This window comes from Prochlorococcus sp. MIT 1341, from assembly GCF_034092415.1.
Taxonomy (GTDB): Bacteria; Cyanobacteriota; Cyanobacteriia; order PCC-6307; family Cyanobiaceae; genus AG-363-P08.
Window position 1 is genome coordinate 1,466,037 of the sequence record NZ_CP139304.1, and the last position, 14,967, is coordinate 1,481,003.

The 14,967-nt window shown below is 42.3% G+C and carries 13 protein-coding genes and 1 tRNA gene; 9 read left to right on the forward strand and 5 right to left on the reverse strand.

Annotated features, from left to right (window positions below):
* Positions 1–5: 5 nt before the first annotated feature.
* Positions 6–79 (reverse strand) — tRNA-Pro (locus SOI84_RS07450).
* Between the two features lie 69 nt (positions 80–148).
* Here SOI84_RS07450 and lipA point away from each other — a divergent pair.
* Complete coding sequence (gene lipA / locus SOI84_RS07455) at positions 149–1,033, forward strand: lipoyl synthase (RefSeq protein ID WP_320673914.1); 885 nt, start codon at positions 149–151, stop codon at positions 1,031–1,033.
* Between the two features lie 6 nt (positions 1,034–1,039).
* Here lipA and SOI84_RS07460 read toward each other — a convergent pair whose 3' ends face one another.
* Positions 1,040–1,345, reverse strand: a complete 306-nt coding sequence (locus tag SOI84_RS07460) for a YciI family protein (protein ID WP_320673915.1) — start codon at positions 1,343–1,345, stop codon at positions 1,040–1,042.
* A gap of 17 nt (positions 1,346–1,362) precedes the next feature.
* The gene (gene gltB, locus SOI84_RS07465; RefSeq protein ID WP_320675419.1) at positions 1,363–5,946 is read right to left on the reverse strand and encodes a glutamate synthase large subunit; all 4,584 of its coding nucleotides are present in this window, start codon (positions 5,944–5,946) and stop codon (positions 1,363–1,365) included.
* 556 nt (positions 5,947–6,502) lie between these two features.
* Between gltB and rpsL the strand changes: the two genes are divergently transcribed.
* From rpsL to SOI84_RS07500, 7 genes are all read left to right on the forward strand, one after another.
* Positions 6,503–6,877: a 30S ribosomal protein S12 gene (gene rpsL, locus SOI84_RS07470; RefSeq protein ID WP_320673916.1), complete on the forward strand. Its 375-nt coding sequence runs from the start codon at positions 6,503–6,505 to the stop codon at positions 6,875–6,877.
* Between the two features lie 66 nt (positions 6,878–6,943).
* Entirely contained in the window at positions 6,944–7,414 is a 471-nt protein-coding gene (gene rpsG / locus SOI84_RS07475; RefSeq protein WP_320673917.1) for a 30S ribosomal protein S7, read from the forward strand.
* Between the two features lie 94 nt (positions 7,415–7,508).
* Positions 7,509–9,584: an elongation factor G gene (fusA, locus tag SOI84_RS07480; RefSeq protein WP_320675422.1), complete on the forward strand. Its 2,076-nt coding sequence runs from the start codon at positions 7,509–7,511 to the stop codon at positions 9,582–9,584.
* Positions 9,585–9,626: 42 nt separating this feature from the next.
* Positions 9,627–10,826 (forward strand): elongation factor Tu, encoded by a 1,200-nt coding sequence (gene tuf / locus SOI84_RS07485; RefSeq protein ID WP_320673918.1) that lies wholly within the window; start codon positions 9,627–9,629, stop codon positions 10,824–10,826.
* Between the two features lie 139 nt (positions 10,827–10,965).
* Positions 10,966–11,286 (forward strand): 30S ribosomal protein S10, encoded by a 321-nt coding sequence (gene rpsJ / locus SOI84_RS07490; protein ID WP_320673920.1) that lies wholly within the window; start codon positions 10,966–10,968, stop codon positions 11,284–11,286.
* 58 nt (positions 11,287–11,344) lie between these two features.
* A complete protein-coding gene (locus SOI84_RS07495) occupies positions 11,345–12,007 on the forward strand; it encodes an LON peptidase substrate-binding domain-containing protein (RefSeq protein ID WP_320673921.1) in 663 nt (220 codons plus the stop codon).
* 3 nt (positions 12,008–12,010) lie between these two features.
* Entirely contained in the window at positions 12,011–12,949 is a 939-nt protein-coding gene (locus SOI84_RS07500; RefSeq protein WP_320673922.1) for a methyltransferase domain-containing protein, read from the forward strand.
* 1 nt (position 12,950) lies between these two features.
* Here the strand turns inward: SOI84_RS07500 and pheA are convergent, their stop codons facing one another.
* Positions 12,951–13,793, reverse strand: a complete 843-nt coding sequence (gene pheA / locus SOI84_RS07505) for a prephenate dehydratase (protein ID WP_320673923.1) — start codon at positions 13,791–13,793, stop codon at positions 12,951–12,953.
* 53 nt (positions 13,794–13,846) lie between these two features.
* Here pheA and SOI84_RS07510 point away from each other — a divergent pair, with 53 nt between their 5' ends.
* Positions 13,847–14,377, forward strand: a complete 531-nt coding sequence (locus SOI84_RS07510) for a DUF1997 domain-containing protein (protein ID WP_320673924.1) — start codon at positions 13,847–13,849, stop codon at positions 14,375–14,377.
* A 5-nt stretch (positions 14,378–14,382) separates the two neighbouring features.
* Here SOI84_RS07510 and SOI84_RS07515 read toward each other — a convergent pair whose 3' ends face one another.
* The gene (locus SOI84_RS07515; protein WP_320673925.1) at positions 14,383–14,967 is read right to left on the reverse strand and encodes a ribonuclease HII; all 585 of its coding nucleotides are present in this window, start codon (positions 14,965–14,967) and stop codon (positions 14,383–14,385) included.

Consider the following 14,967-nt stretch of genomic DNA (forward strand, 5'->3'; position numbering starts at 1 on the left):
ACATATCGGGATGACAGGATTCGAACCTGCGGCCCCTTCGTCCCGAACGAAGTGCGCTGCCAAGCTGCGCTACATCCCGTTCTGCTAATTCTAGAAGATTTTGATAAGGGCTGGAAAACTGTAGGCAAGTTGGATTAAGGTTTAATTTATGAGATCTAATGCATTTAAAAAACCTAGCTGGTTGAGGGTTAAAGCTCCTCAAAAGCAACGGATTGGCGAGGTTTCAGACTTACTTTTAGATCTTCATTTAAATACTGTTTGCCAAGAAGCTAGTTGCCCTAATATTGGTGAATGCTTTGCAGGTGGCACTGCAACTTTCTTAATAATGGGCCCAGGTTGTACCCGAGCATGTCCTTATTGTGATATAGATTTTGATAAAAGCACTCGCCCTATTGATTTTTCTGAACCTGAGCGAGTTGGAGAAGCTGTCGTTCGGTTGAATCTTAGTCATGTAGTTATTACTTCCGTAAATCGGGATGACCTTTCCGATGGTGGTGCTAGTCAGTTTGTTAGGTGTGTTGAAATAATTCGGGAAAGATCACCAATTACCACAATCGAACTTCTAATACCTGATTTATGCGGTAACTGGGAGGCGTTAACGAAAATTATGAACATCTCACCCGATGTACTGAACCATAATATTGAAACAATACCAAGACTTTATAGTCGTGTCAGGCCACAAGGTGTTTATAGTCGATCATTGGAATTGTTAGAGAAAGTAAGGAAATCTTCTGATAAGATTTATACTAAATCTGGGCTAATGGTTGGTTTAGGTGAAAAGGATAATGAAGTTTTCAAGGTTTTGATAGATTTAAAAAGAAGAGGGGTAGATATTGTGACTCTTGGGCAATATCTTTCACCAAGCTCTAAGCATCTCCCGGTTCAAAGATATGTTCCTCCAAAGATTTTTCAGCTTTACAAGGACTATGGTGAGAAGGAATTAGGTTTCTTGCAGGTAGTTAGCTCACCCTTGACTCGTAGTAGTTACCATGCGGGTCAGATTAAAAGACTAATGAGAGAGAACCCTAGGTAGGTTAAGTTACAGATTATCTCCAGCAATTAGATTCCATTCGTGTAACTTCCATGTGACTAATTTTGCGCTTATCATAGGATCTTTTTCTATTATTTTTTTCGCTTCACTAAAAGATTTTGCCTTAAATATTAGCAATCCTCCTCCTCCAGGTGTCTGCTTATGATCAGTTAGGTAACCACTATATATTTGGATTCCTTTTGATTGCATTCTTTTAATCCATATAATATGCATATCTATATGTTTTCTTCGAGACTGACTGGAAAGCTCCCTTGTAGATCTGGTAAATGTTTCAGTTTTTGCGAACCAAGGCATCTTTTACTTACTAAATGTCACTTGTCATTTAAGCATAAGTTTTCCTTTTCACTTGGGGGCACCAGAACCTTAAATTTATTTTTCCAGTGATGCCAATTCTTAATGATTAGACTTGTTTTTTGACTATTAGTATTTTGTAGATGTTTTTCAAGCAGTTCTTTAAGTATGAATTCTTGTTTGTTGGTAATTAGATTGTAAACCTCAACGATTTCTGTATTTACATTTTTATTAGTTTTCCCATCTTCGTCTAGTAGGAATGCAACTCCTCCTGTCATGCCTGCGGCAATGTTGCGACCTGTAGACCCTAATACAACAACAACTCCGCCAGTCATGTACTCACAGCAATGATCACCTGAGCCTTCAATAACAGCAACTGCTCCGCTATTTCTAACTGCAAAGCGTTCTCCAGCCCTGCCAAGAGCAAATAACTCTCCACCAGTTGCACCGTATAGGCAGGTATTGCCCAGGATTACTTGATCAGCATTATTTGCTCTTTCAAATGAAGGTGTAAGACTAATTCGACCGCCATTCATACCTTTCCCTACATAGTCATTGGCTTCTCCTATAAGAGAAATATTCATTCCTTTAAGGAGGAAAGCACCAAAGCTTTGGCCTGCAGATCCAGTGAAATTTAGATTTAATTCACCTTTAAAACCATTGTTCCCATATTTAGAGGCAATTTCACCTGCAATTCTTGCACAGACACTTCGATCAGTATTTAGGATTGGGATGGTTAATGTAATCCTTTTTTGTTGTTCAATAGCCTGATTTAATTGCACATTTCTAAGTAATTCTTCCTCAAGTGTTTCTCCATTATTATGGGCTTTTTCGCTATGTATTAGCCAAGATCTATTGGCATATTTTTCAACTTTCTTTATTGGTCCAAGAAGGCAGCTAAGGTCTAACGATTTTGTTTTCAATAAGTCAACCGTTCGTTGTTCAAGGAAATCTGTGCGTCCAATTAAGTCTTCTATTTTTGAAACGCCCAATACACTCATTATTTGCCTTACTTCTTCAGCTATAAAAAAGAAAAAATTTACAACATATTCTGGAATTCCTGTGAAACGCTTTCGCAACTTCTCCTGTTGGGTAGCAACACCCACAGGGCAGTTATTTGTATGACAAACTCGTGCCATGATGCATCCTTCGGCAATCATTGCTATCGAGCCAAACCCATATTCTTCTGCTCCAAGTAGAGCAGCAATTACAACGTCCCAGCCAGTTTTTAGTCCACCATCAGCTCGAAGTAAAACACGATCACGAAGACCATTCTCAAGTAAAGCTCTGTGCACTTCTGTTAGGCCGAGTTCCCATGGCCCCCCAGCATGTTTTATTGAGCTTAACGGTGATGCACCTGTGCCTCCATCATGACCAGAGATTTGTATGACGTCTGCATTGGCTTTAGCTACTCCTGCAGCGATAGTCCCAATACCTATTTCAGCGACTAGTTTGACACTTACTTTTGCTTCGGGATGAACCTGATGAAGGTCGTGGATTAGTTGTGCAAGGTCTTCAATTGAGTAAATGTCGTGATGTGGAGGAGGAGAGATAAGAGCTACGCCTGGTTTGCTGTTGCGTAGCTTGGCGATATAAGGATCTACTTTTGGACCAGGCAATTGGCCTCCCTCGCCGGGTTTAGCCCCCTGAGCTACCTTGATTTCTAATTGTCTTCCGCTTCGCAGGTATTCAGGAGTAACACCGAAACGTCCAGAGGCAATTTGTTTAATCGCAGAGCAAGCCGTATCTCCATTACGTAAGCCATGGATATTTGGGAGTGTGGAAGAATGTTTTTCTTTATCTACATCATTGAGTGGTTTGAATCTTTGAGGATCTTCGCCTCCTTCCCCACTATTACTTTTGCCACCAATCCGATTCATTGCTACAGCAAGTACCTCGTGAGCTTCTCTTGATAATGCACCAAGGCTCATGCCACCAGTACAAAAGCGCGTGCAAATTGATTCGACACTTTCAATTTGATCTAGTGGTAGTGGCTCAGAGACAGGTTTTAATGTAAGAAGGTCTCGTAAAACAGTTGCTGGACGGCCTTCTAGTAAAGTTTTATATGTTGAAAAGTGATCGTATTTTGGTCCTAGTTTTACTGCTGCATGGAGAGCTTTTGAAATTTCGGGTGAATTTAGGTGAAACTCTCCACCAGTTCTATGTTGCACAAACCCCATGAATTCAAGCTTGTTTTGTTCTAATTCTGGGAATGCTTTTTTATGAAATGTCAGGGTTTCATTGGCTAGGTCATTAAGACTGATTCCTGCAATTCGACTTGTTGTGCCTTTGAAAGCTAGACCTATTAGGTCGGCTCCTACTCCTATTGCTTCGAAAATTTGCGCTCCGTGGTAACTCGAGAGCATTGATATACCAATTTTAGAAAGGATTTTGCGCAGTCCATCTTCTAAGGCTTTTCGCAAATTCGATTGAGCCTCGGTAATGGTTATGGACTTTATTTTGCCACTTTCCATGAGCTTTTGGGTTCGAGGCTTGCTCCACCAGTGCCGGGTCGTTTCCCATGTAAGCCATGGACATACTGCACTTGCTCCATATCCAATAAGACAAGCAAGGTGATGGGTGTTCCAACACTGTGCAGTTTCAACAACTATTGAAGTTTTTAGACGTAGTCCTTTGCGAAGTAAATGATGGTGGACTGCACCAACTGCAAGAAGGGGCGGGATATAAGTATTTTTTTTATCAGCACCTTTGTCTGAAAGAATTAATACTTGCGTGTCATTTAATACATATTCTTCAGCCTTATTACATAGCGTTTCTATTTCTTTTTGAAAATAATTATTACTTCTTTCCACACTGATGAGTGTGGAAATAGTATTAGTTGATATCCCTTTTCGGGATATCTCTTCAAGTTCACCTTCATTAAGAATTGGTGTTTTTAGATGTAAAACTTTTGTGGCATCTTCCTTTGGTTTGAGTGGTGAGTGTCTTTTCCCAAGATGCATCTCAAGACTCATCACTAGTTTTTCTCTTAGTGGATCAATTGGTGGATTCGTGACTTGAGCAAAGCGTTGCTTGAAGTAGTCATAAAGAATATGTGGTTTGTTAGATAGGACGGCTAGTGGGATGTCATCTCCCATACAAAAAGTAGGTTCTTTTGCCGAGCCAGCCATTGATTCGATGACCAGGTCAAAATCTTCAGAGGTGAATCCGAAAGCGGTTTGCTGGTGGAGGACATCTATTTCGCTGAGATTTTTTTTGTCTTCCCAGGCTTGTTTTTGTAGGGTTTTCCGATGTTTAGTCAGCCAATCTCTATAAGGGTTCCTAGTCGCAACTTCATGCTTTACGTCCCAGTTCCTAAGAAGTCGAGCGTTTTCCAGATCAACTGCGAGCATTTGGCCAGGACCAAGTCGACCTTTTTCGATGATTTGGTCTTCTTGAAGTTCTACCACTCCTGCTTCTGATCCCATTACTACAAAGCCATCATTCGTGATGCAATAACGAGCAGGACGAAGTCCATTCCTATCGAGCGTGGCTCCAACATATCGCCCATCAGAAAACACAAGTAATGCAGGCCCATCCCAGGGTTCCTGGGTGCAAGCAGAATATTCGTAGAAAGCTTGAATTTCAGGCTTGTCGGTTAGTTCTGGTTGATCTCTGAAGGCTTCTGGAACAAGAGTTAGAAGGCTGTCAGTGATTGGCCTTCCACTCCGAACGAGTAGTTCTAGAGTTGCATCGAGATTTGCTGAATCACTGAAGGAGTCATTTACTACTGGTTGCAGGTCTTTTGCGTCCATTCCCCAAACCTCTTCCAGATTTACTTCAGTAGCTCTTGCCCAGTTCAAGTTCCCAAGCAAAGTGTTTATTTCTCCGTTGTGACCTAGCAGCCTCATTGGCTGAGCGAGTGGCCATTTTGGAAGTGTGTTGGTGCTGAAGCGACGGTGATAGACAGCAAAAGGTACTTCAAACCTTTCATCTCGAAGGTCCTCATAGAACAGTGCTAGTACTGAAGAACGCACCATTCCCTTGTAAACCACGGTTCGGCAACTCAAAGAGGCTATATAGAGTTCGGTGTCTAAATGATTCCAGATTTTTCTAGCTCGTTTTCCAATACGCCTTCTCAATCTAAAAAGAGTTGCCTCTAAGGAATCTTGGGATACTGATGATTGTCCTTCCAAGAGCCATTGTTCGATAGCTGGAACATTTGCTTTTGCAAGGGTGCCAAGCTTTGATTCGTCTACGGGGACTTTTCTCCACCCTTTTGGTATTAGTCCTAGTGATCTTGCCTCTTCTTCGCAGAATTTGTGAGCTTCCTCTCTTGTAGAAGGATCTTTTGGCATGAAAAGCATGCCTAGTCCATAAGATTTACGGTTTTTTTCTATTGCAGGCCATACCTCACTTAGAAAATTCCATGGGATTGCACAAAGTAAACCGGCTCCATCTCCGGAATCGCTATCACCACCGCACCCTCCTCTGTGTTCCATGCATTCCAGACCTCGCAGTGCTTGCTCTAGTAACCAATGACTTGCTTCGCCATTGATTTTGGCTAAAAACCCCACTCCACAGGAATCCTTCTCGCCAGCCACTGCTTTTGGAGCGCTGGTGTCGCAGTGAGGCCAACTAGGGCGAATGGGAACTTGAGACATAACCTTCAACCGAGCTTTTTCCTTGCGCCAAAAAGGCTTGCGGACTTCTTCATGAATGAACCAAAGGAAGATCCTAAGTAGTGAACCTCCATAAGTTTGATCGAGATGGTTTGCTCCATTCACTTTCTATCGTGGAGCATTTTCTAGGATTATTTGAAACTACCAATCTCTATCAGTAACACTTTAAAGATGGCTTGAATCTTGGAAGTGACATTTCGAAGATTTTTCATCATTAAGAGTCGGTTCACCTCCTTAAGCAACTGTAAAAATCTTTACATCGGGTTATTTTTATTGAATGAGTCATCGAAGTAGTTTGGGAATGCAAAAGAGCTTGAAATCAAATAATTTTTATCTTCAAAGCAACCTGCCCATGCTGTTTTATCAGGCACAATGCGCGCTGTTTTGAAGCGTGATGCTCAAAAACAACGAAATCAGTTTGATTTTTGCTTAGAAGGTCACAAGATAAAGCAGCTGATTTATTTGGTTTGGCCAGGTGAACAGCTAATCTGGTTGATTGTGATATGAGGTCGGAGTTCCGACCCTATGACTATCGTAAATGCCAACAATCCAACAGCTAATTCGAACTGAGAGACAGCGTCTGACCAGAAAGACAAAATCTCCAGCATTGAGAGCATGCCCTGAGAGACGGGGTGTATGTACCCGTGTCTATACCTCTACTCCAAAAAAGCCTAATTCGGCCTTAAGAAAGGTTGCAAGAGTTAGGCTTACTTCTGGTTTTGAGGTTACGGCATACATCCCAGGAATAGGTCATAACCTCCAAGAACACTCAGTAGTGTTGATCAGAGGTGGCAGAGTTAAAGATCTTCCAGGTGTGAGATATCACATTATTCGAGGCACTCTAGATACCGCAGGGGTTAAAGATCGCCGTCAGGCTCGCTCAAAGTACGGTGCCAAATCACCTAAAAGTTAGCTTGATCTTATCTATTAGGGATTTTTCTTTTTTATTAGTTTCTTCACTCAAATTTTTTGGCCAACTATGTCACGCAGAAACGCAGCAGAAAAAAAACCAGTTCTTCCTGACCCACAGTTCAACAACAGGCTTGCGACAATGATGATTGCAAGGTTGATGAAGCATGGAAAGAAATCCACAGCTCAAAGAATTCTTTCAGAAGCTTTTGGCTTGATTAACGAACGTACTGGAAGTGATCCAATAGAACTATTTGAAACTGCTGTTAAAAATGCCACCCCTTTAGTTGAGGTAAGGGCTCGTCGAGTTGGAGGTGCTACATATCAGGTTCCTATGGAGGTCAGACAAGAACGGGGCACAGCTATGGCTTTGCGTTGGTTAGTGAATTTCTCAAGATCTAGAAATGGGCGGAGTATGGCTCAAAAACTTGCTAATGAGCTGATTGATGCCGCTAATGAAGCTGGTAGTGCAGTGCGGAAGCGTGAAGAGACCCACAAGATGGCTGAGGCTAATAAAGCTTTTGCCCATTACAGGTACTAAATCATTAGTAATAATGCCGAGAAACTTTCATTTATGTAGGGCTGACATGTAGAGTCTCACCCGCCTTTTCATGCCTCAACCCGGAGAGTTTCTTGTGGATCGCGCCTTTCCCCTGGAACGTGTAAGAAATATAGGTATTGCCGCCCATATTGATGCTGGCAAAACTACTTGCACTGAACGAATTCTTTTTTATTCGGGCGTAGTCCATAAAATGGGCGAAGTCCATGATGGCGCAGCAGTAACAGACTGGATGGCTCAAGAGCGTGAGCGTGGAATCACGATTACTGCTGCTGCCATCTCTACAACCTGGAATGACCATCGTATAAACATTATTGATACTCCAGGTCACGTTGATTTCACTATTGAAGTCGAGCGTTCGATGCGAGTGCTTGATGGAGTAATTGCTGTTTTTTGTGCGGTTGGGGGAGTTCAGCCACAGTCAGAAACCGTTTGGCGTCAAGCCGACCGGTATTCGGTTCCAAGGATGGTCTTCGTAAATAAAATGGATCGAACAGGAGCAGATTTTCTGAAGGTTCATGCACAGATCAAGGATCGCCTCAAAGCTAATGCTGTTCCAATTCAACTTCCCATTGGTGCTGAAAATGATCTCAAAGGGATTGTTGATCTTGTCCAGAACAAAGCTTTTATCTACAAAGATGATTTAGGCAAGGATATTGAGGAGACTTCAATACCAGCTGAAATGGAGGATATTGCGGCTGAGTGGCGTGGGAAATTGATGGAGGGAGTAGCAGAGACTGATGAACAATTGATTGAGGCTTTTCTAGAGACAGGTGAACTAACTCAGGAACAACTTAAGGCTGGTATTAGGGAAGGGGTTTTGAAGCATGGTTTGGTTCCAATGCTTTGTGGCTCAGCTTTCAAGAATAAGGGCGTGCAACTCCTACTTGATGCGGTAGTCAATTATCTACCTGCGCCTGTTGATGTCCCCCCTATCCAGGGCTTGTTGCCAAATGGTGAAGAGGCTTTGCGACCTTCCGATGACAATGCATCTTTTAGTGCATTGGCCTTCAAGGTTATGTCCGATCCATATGGAAAACTTACATTTGTGAGGATGTATTCCGGTGTTCTTTCTAAAGGAAGCTATGTACTTAATTCAACTAAAGATCAAAAGGAAAGGATTTCTCGCTTAATAGTTCTAAAGGCTGACGATCGCGAAGAAGTAGATGAGCTTCGAGCAGGTGACCTTGGAGCTGTACTCGGTTTAAAAAATACGACCACAGGTGACACTCTGTGCACAACTGATGATCCGATTGTCCTTGAGACACTCTTTATCCCAGAACCAGTGATTTCCGTTGCTGTTGAGCCCAAAACCAAGGGCGATATGGAAAAACTATCAAAAGCATTAACTGCTCTAGCTGAAGAAGATCCAACTTTCCGAGTAAGTACTGATCCAGAGACAAATCAGACAGTGATTGCAGGAATGGGAGAACTGCATCTTGAAATTCTTGTTGATCGAATGTTGCGCGAGTTCAAGGTTGAAGCAAATATCGGAGCTCCTCAGGTGTCTTACCGGGAAACTATTCGTGCTAGCTCATCTGGTGAAGGCAAGTTTGCTCGTCAGACAGGAGGAAAAGGTCAATATGGACATGTTGTGATTGAAGTTGAACCAGGTGAGCCTGGTTCAGGGTTCGAGTTCGTCAATAAAATTGTTGGAGGTGTTGTCCCTAAGGAATACATCAAGCCAGCGGAATCGGGCATGAAGGAGACTTCTGAGTCAGGCGTAATTGCTGGCTATCCTTTGATAGATGTCAAAGTGACGCTTGTTGACGGGTCTTATCATGACGTCGACTCTTCTGAAATGGCCTTTAAAATTGCTGGCTCAATGGCCTTCAAGGATGGAGTCAAAAAATGTAATCCAGTACTACTGGAGCCAATGATGAAGGTAGAAGTGGAAGTGCCAGAGGACTTCCTTGGTGCCATTATTGGGGACCTATCCTCACGTCGAGGACAGGTGGAAGGACAGTCCATTGACGATGGACTGTCTAAAGTGGGTGCCAAAGTGCCTCTGGCCGAAATGTTTGGCTACGCCACTCAGCTCCGATCAATGACACAGGGTCGCGGCATCTTTTCAATGGAGTTCAGCAATTACGAGGAAGTTCCTCGTAATGTGGCTGAAGCAATCATCTCTAAGAATCAGGGCAATTCCTGATCTTTAAACCCCAACTTTTTTAACCCCCGATTCTTTAACAAAATGGCTCGCGAGAAGTTTGAGAGGAACAAGCCTCACGTCAACATTGGCACTATTGGTCATGTTGATCATGGCAAAACCACCCTTACAGCAGCAATAACAAATGTGCTAGCTAAGAAGGGACAGGCCAAAGCACAAGATTATGGAGATATCGACGGAGCGCCTGAAGAGCGCGAACGTGGTATCACCATTAATACAGCGCATGTTGAATACGAGACTGATTCTCGTCACTATGCCCATGTCGACTGTCCCGGGCATGCTGATTATGTAAAGAACATGATCACAGGGGCCGCACAGATGGACGGAGCCATCATTGTTGTTGCTGCTACAGATGGCGCTATGGCTCAGACTAAAGAGCACATACTGTTAGCTAAGCAGGTTGGTGTTCCTTCTTTGGTTGTTGCATTGAACAAATGCGACATGGTCGATGATGAGGAAATGATTGAGCTCGTAGAAATGGAAATTCGCGAGTTATTAAGTAGTTATGATTTTCCTGGGGATGATATCCCAGTTGTTCAAGTATCTGCTCTTAAAGCTTTAGAAGGAGATTCTGAGTGGGAAGGCAAGGTTGAAGCCTTAATGAAGGCTGTAGATGAGTCAATACCCGAGCCCGAAAGAGAGGTTGATAAGCCGTTCTTGATGGCTATAGAGGATGTTTTCTCAATTACTGGACGGGGAACAGTCGCTACTGGACGTATTGAAAGAGGAAAGGTAAAGGTTGGAGAGGAAGTTGAAATCGTAGGTATTAAAGACACTCGTGTGACTACCGTTACTGGTGTTGAGATGTTCCGAAAGCTCCTTGAGGAAGGTATGGCTGGAGACAACGTTGGTTTATTACTTAGAGGTGTTCAAAAAGAGGATATAGAGCGAGGAATGGTTTTAGTTAAGAAAGGTTCGATTACTCCTCACACAAAATTTGAAGGCGAAGTTTATGTTCTCAAGAAGGAAGAAGGTGGTCGCCATACTCCTTTCTTTGCGGGCTATCGTCCTCAGTTCTATATCAGGACAACTGATGTAACAGGTCAAATCACAGCATTTACTGCTGATGATGGCAGCAATGTCGAAATGGTGATGCCCGGTGACCGTATCAACATGACAGGGGAGTTAATTTGTCCTGTTGCCATTGAGAAGAATATGCGTTTTGCAATTAGGGAAGGCGGCCGCACAATCGGTGCAGGAGTCGTTTCTAAGATTCTTGCTTGATGCATCAAAGCGTCATTTATTTCTATTAGAGTGCTGAATCTCTTATAGTGATCAACAAGGCTGACTAGTTGGCCTTGTTGATCAAGTACCTAGACAATTAATTTTCTTACCCCTGATAGGGGATTCTCCAGGACCCGTCATGTCAACGGCAATAGCACAGCAGAAGATCAGGATTCGTCTCAAGGCATTTGATCGCCGAAGACTTGATCTATCTTGCGACAAGATTATTGAGACAGCCGACAATACTGCAGCTACTGCAATTGGGCCGATACCTTTGCCAACTAAAAGGAAAATATATTGTGTTCTTCGTTCCCCGCATGTAGATAAGGACTCAAGGGAGCATTTTGAGACAAGAACTCATCGCAGGATAATTGATATTTACAACCCCTCGGCAAAAACAATTGACTCTCTAATGAAGTTGGATCTCCCTAGTGGTGTAGATATTGAAGTTAAGCTTTGAAAATCAGTCACTTTGGCAATCATTTATCTAGCATTAAGGCCTCTTTAATCAGATTTCCGTGTCAGACCTCTCAGTGAGGGAATTGCCTCTTTTCCCTTTGCCTGATGTGGTTCTTTTCCCTGAGGAGGTGCTACCACTTCATGTTTTTGAGTCTAGATACAGAATTATGCTCCAAAATGTTTTGGAGAAAGACAGCCGGTTTGGCATTGTTCGCTGGGACCCCAGCAAGAAAATCTATGCGAATGTTGGTTGTTGTGCAGAGATAATTCAGCACCAAACTTTTCAGGATGGACGGAGCAATTTGGTCACTCTTGGGCAACAAAGATTTAGGGTTTTAGAGGTTACTAGTGAGGCTCCTTATCGCAGGGCAGTCGTTAGTTGGATAGAAGATCAAGCTGTGACTGATCTAGATGGTCTCCATAAGCTTTCTGGGAATGTACGAACTGCTCTTGAGGATGTTGTTGAACTAACTGGGAAGTTGACAGGTAGTGAGGTCTCCTTGCCAGAGGATTTGCCTGATTTGCCTAGAGAGCTTTCATTTTGGATAGCCTCCCATTTGGGGGGGCCCGCAGCTGAAGAACAACAAAAATTGCTGGAGTTAACCGATACGATTAAACGTTTGGAACGAGAATATGAAATGCTTGATCAAACGAGAAGACAGCTTGCAGCAAGAACAGTTTTGAAAGATACTTTGAGCAATGCAGATCTTGGGAATAATTAATTAATGAAAATAATCCTTTTAACCGCAGTAATCTTCTCATTATTTTTATTGTTATTTGTTTTTATATGGATAAAAGTAGATCGTAGATATACCTCTGTTAAAAGTGTTGCATCAGCTTATGATTCCTGGACCAAAGATCAGCTATTAGAGACTCTTTGGGGTGAGCATATTCACTTGGGATACTATGGATTCTCTCAACAGAATCGTAACTTTCGCCAAGCAAAAGTTGATTTTGTTCATGAGTTGGTTAATTGGAGTGGTTTAGATAGGTTGCCTCCAGGTTCGCGTGTAATTGATGTTGGTTGTGGAATAGGGGGTAGTGCGAGAATTCTTGCTAAAGAATATGGGTTTGATGTAGTTGCTATAAGTATTAGTCCAGTTCAAATTTCTCGTGCAATTGAACTTACAGATCAAGGTATTAAATGTGATTTTCAGGTAATGGATGCACTCGATTTAAAATTTAGTGATGCTACTTTTGATGCTGTTTGGAGTGTTGAAGTAGGTCCTCATATTCTTGATAAGCAGCTTTATGCTGATGAGCTTTTACGAGTATTACGCCCAGGAGGCATTTTAGCTGTAGCTGATTGGAACCGTCGTGACGTCTCTAATGGAGAAACAAGTCTTGTGGAAAGACTTGTTATGAGACAGTTGTTAGATCAGTGGGCTCATCCAGAGTTCTCCAGTATTCCAATGTTTAGGAATAATTTGGAGAATAGTAAGTATAAAAAAGGGTTGATCCAAACTGCAGATTGGACCAATGAAACTTGCCCTTCTTGGTCAGAGTCCATTTTTGAAGGATTTAGACGGTCTAGGGCAGTTTTTGCTTTAGGTCCAGAGGCACTCTTGAAAGGAATTAGAGAAATTCCAACGATTCTTTTAATGCGTTGGGCATTCTCAACAGGACTGATGCGTTTTGGAGTTTTTAGGACTGGTGATGAATAACTTAGCTTTTTTGGATTTCAGAACTTGGATAAACCCCAAAGCTCACTAGGTGTTCACACAAAGGTTCTAAAACTCTAATTAGGCGTTCGTAGTTATCAGATTTGCTTGCAGATAGTTCAATGTCTACAAAAAATATGTATTCGCCAAGCTCTCTTTTTGAAGGCCTTGATTCAATTCTACTCATGTTTAATCCAAGGTCTGCTATACATTTGAGTGCTTTTAGTAGGGCACCTGGGACATTTGTTTTTAATGAAAAGGCAAAGCTTCCAATGTCTCCTGTTTGCGTACTTTTCTCTTTTTTGAGTAATAAAAAGCGAGTTCTATTACCTTCAATATCATTTATGGGGAAAGCCAATTCTTTTAGCCCTGCTGTTTCTCCTGCGCTTCTAGATGAGATTGCTGCTCGGAAACGACTCCCGTAGACCATTTTTACTGCTTCAGCTGTGGAGCTAGTAGAAAGCTGAAGTGCGTTTGGAAGGTTTTTTGTAAGCCATTCATTGCATTGTGCAAGGGCCTGAGGGTGAGATAACACCTCCGAAATCTCACTAAGAGTCCCGCTGCTAAATAAAGAATGCTTGATAGGTAATACCAAAGCTCTGCTGATACTTAATTCCGGATGGGCCCAAAGCGTATCTAATGTTGCAGTCACTCCTCCTTCTACGGAATTTTCTACTGGGACTACCGCTTTTTCGCAAAGATTGTTTGCGAGATGTTCGATTACCGCTCGTAATCCTTTACATGGGATTAAGTCTGGTTTTGGAATTTTTTCTAGTTCAGCAAGCGCCAGAGCTGCTTTTTCGGCATAAGTACCTTCCGGTCCTAAAAAGGCCACACGAATTTGCATTGGAGATTTGAGGGGGAAAGCTCGATAGGATCAATATGCCTTAGTCAAGAGACATGTTTCTGGCCTTTCGAGCCAGCCAGCATCTAGATCTTCCTGTAAGACACAACATTGAGCGTCTTCCAAGGTATCTGCTCGAGCAAGAAAGAGTTGTTGGCGCAATGCTAGATCCCCAAAAGTTAACTCTTCTAGCTCCCGGTAGTTTTCGCTACACAGTAACTAGTTTGAATGTGTTTCAGCTTCAAATTAACCCTGTGGTTTCTATAGAGGTGGTCAACACTGATGGCAAACTCAAAATGCGAGCTACTGATAGTGAATTAAGGGGCTTGGCAATGGTGGATGATTTTCAGCTAACACTTGATGCGACCTTAGAGGCCACATCCCATGGTTTAGAAGGGGAGGCGAATCTTGGGGTAACTGTAAGTCAGCCGCCTATATTGAAGTTGATTCCTGCAGGGGTTCTAGAGAGCACCGGTCAGTCTATTCTAAATGGAATATTGATAGGAATTAAGGCACGGGTCGGGAATCAATTATTAAATGACTTTAGTAATTGGTGCCAAGAATCAGGCAAACTTATTGATTCATAGCAGAATTATTCACTAATATTTTTCAGGAAACTTAGCCTATGAAGTTTAGAAGCTCCTTTGGCCTGAATTGCTTGGATATGTTTCTTTGTTCCATATCCCATGTTTGTTTCGAGTCCATAGCCAGGGAAAAGACAGGCTAATCTTCTGATTAAAGCGTCTCTGCTTTCTTTTGCGACAACACTTGCAGCTGAAATCTCAGCTAATTTCACATCTCCTTTGATTATATTTTTCTGTTGACCGTTCCATATTCGTAATGGTAGGTTGCCATCGATGAGAAGGAAATCAGGCTTTTTCGCAAGCTTTTGTATAGCTCTAATCATAGCAGTTTCAGTTGCTTCTCTTATTCCAAATTCATCAATTTCTCTTGAGGATGCTTGGCCAAGTGCCCATCCTATTGACAAAGACTTTATTAAAGGAACTAAATATGTTCTTTTCTTATGAGTAAGTAACTTGCTATCAGTTAAACCCTCTTTTCTTAGATATTTCGCGGTGCTGTTATTAAGGACAACGGCCCCAGCAAAAACAGGTCCAAATAAGGAACCTCTCCCAACTTCGTCAATCCCTGCGATTATTTTTTTAGATGGCAACAT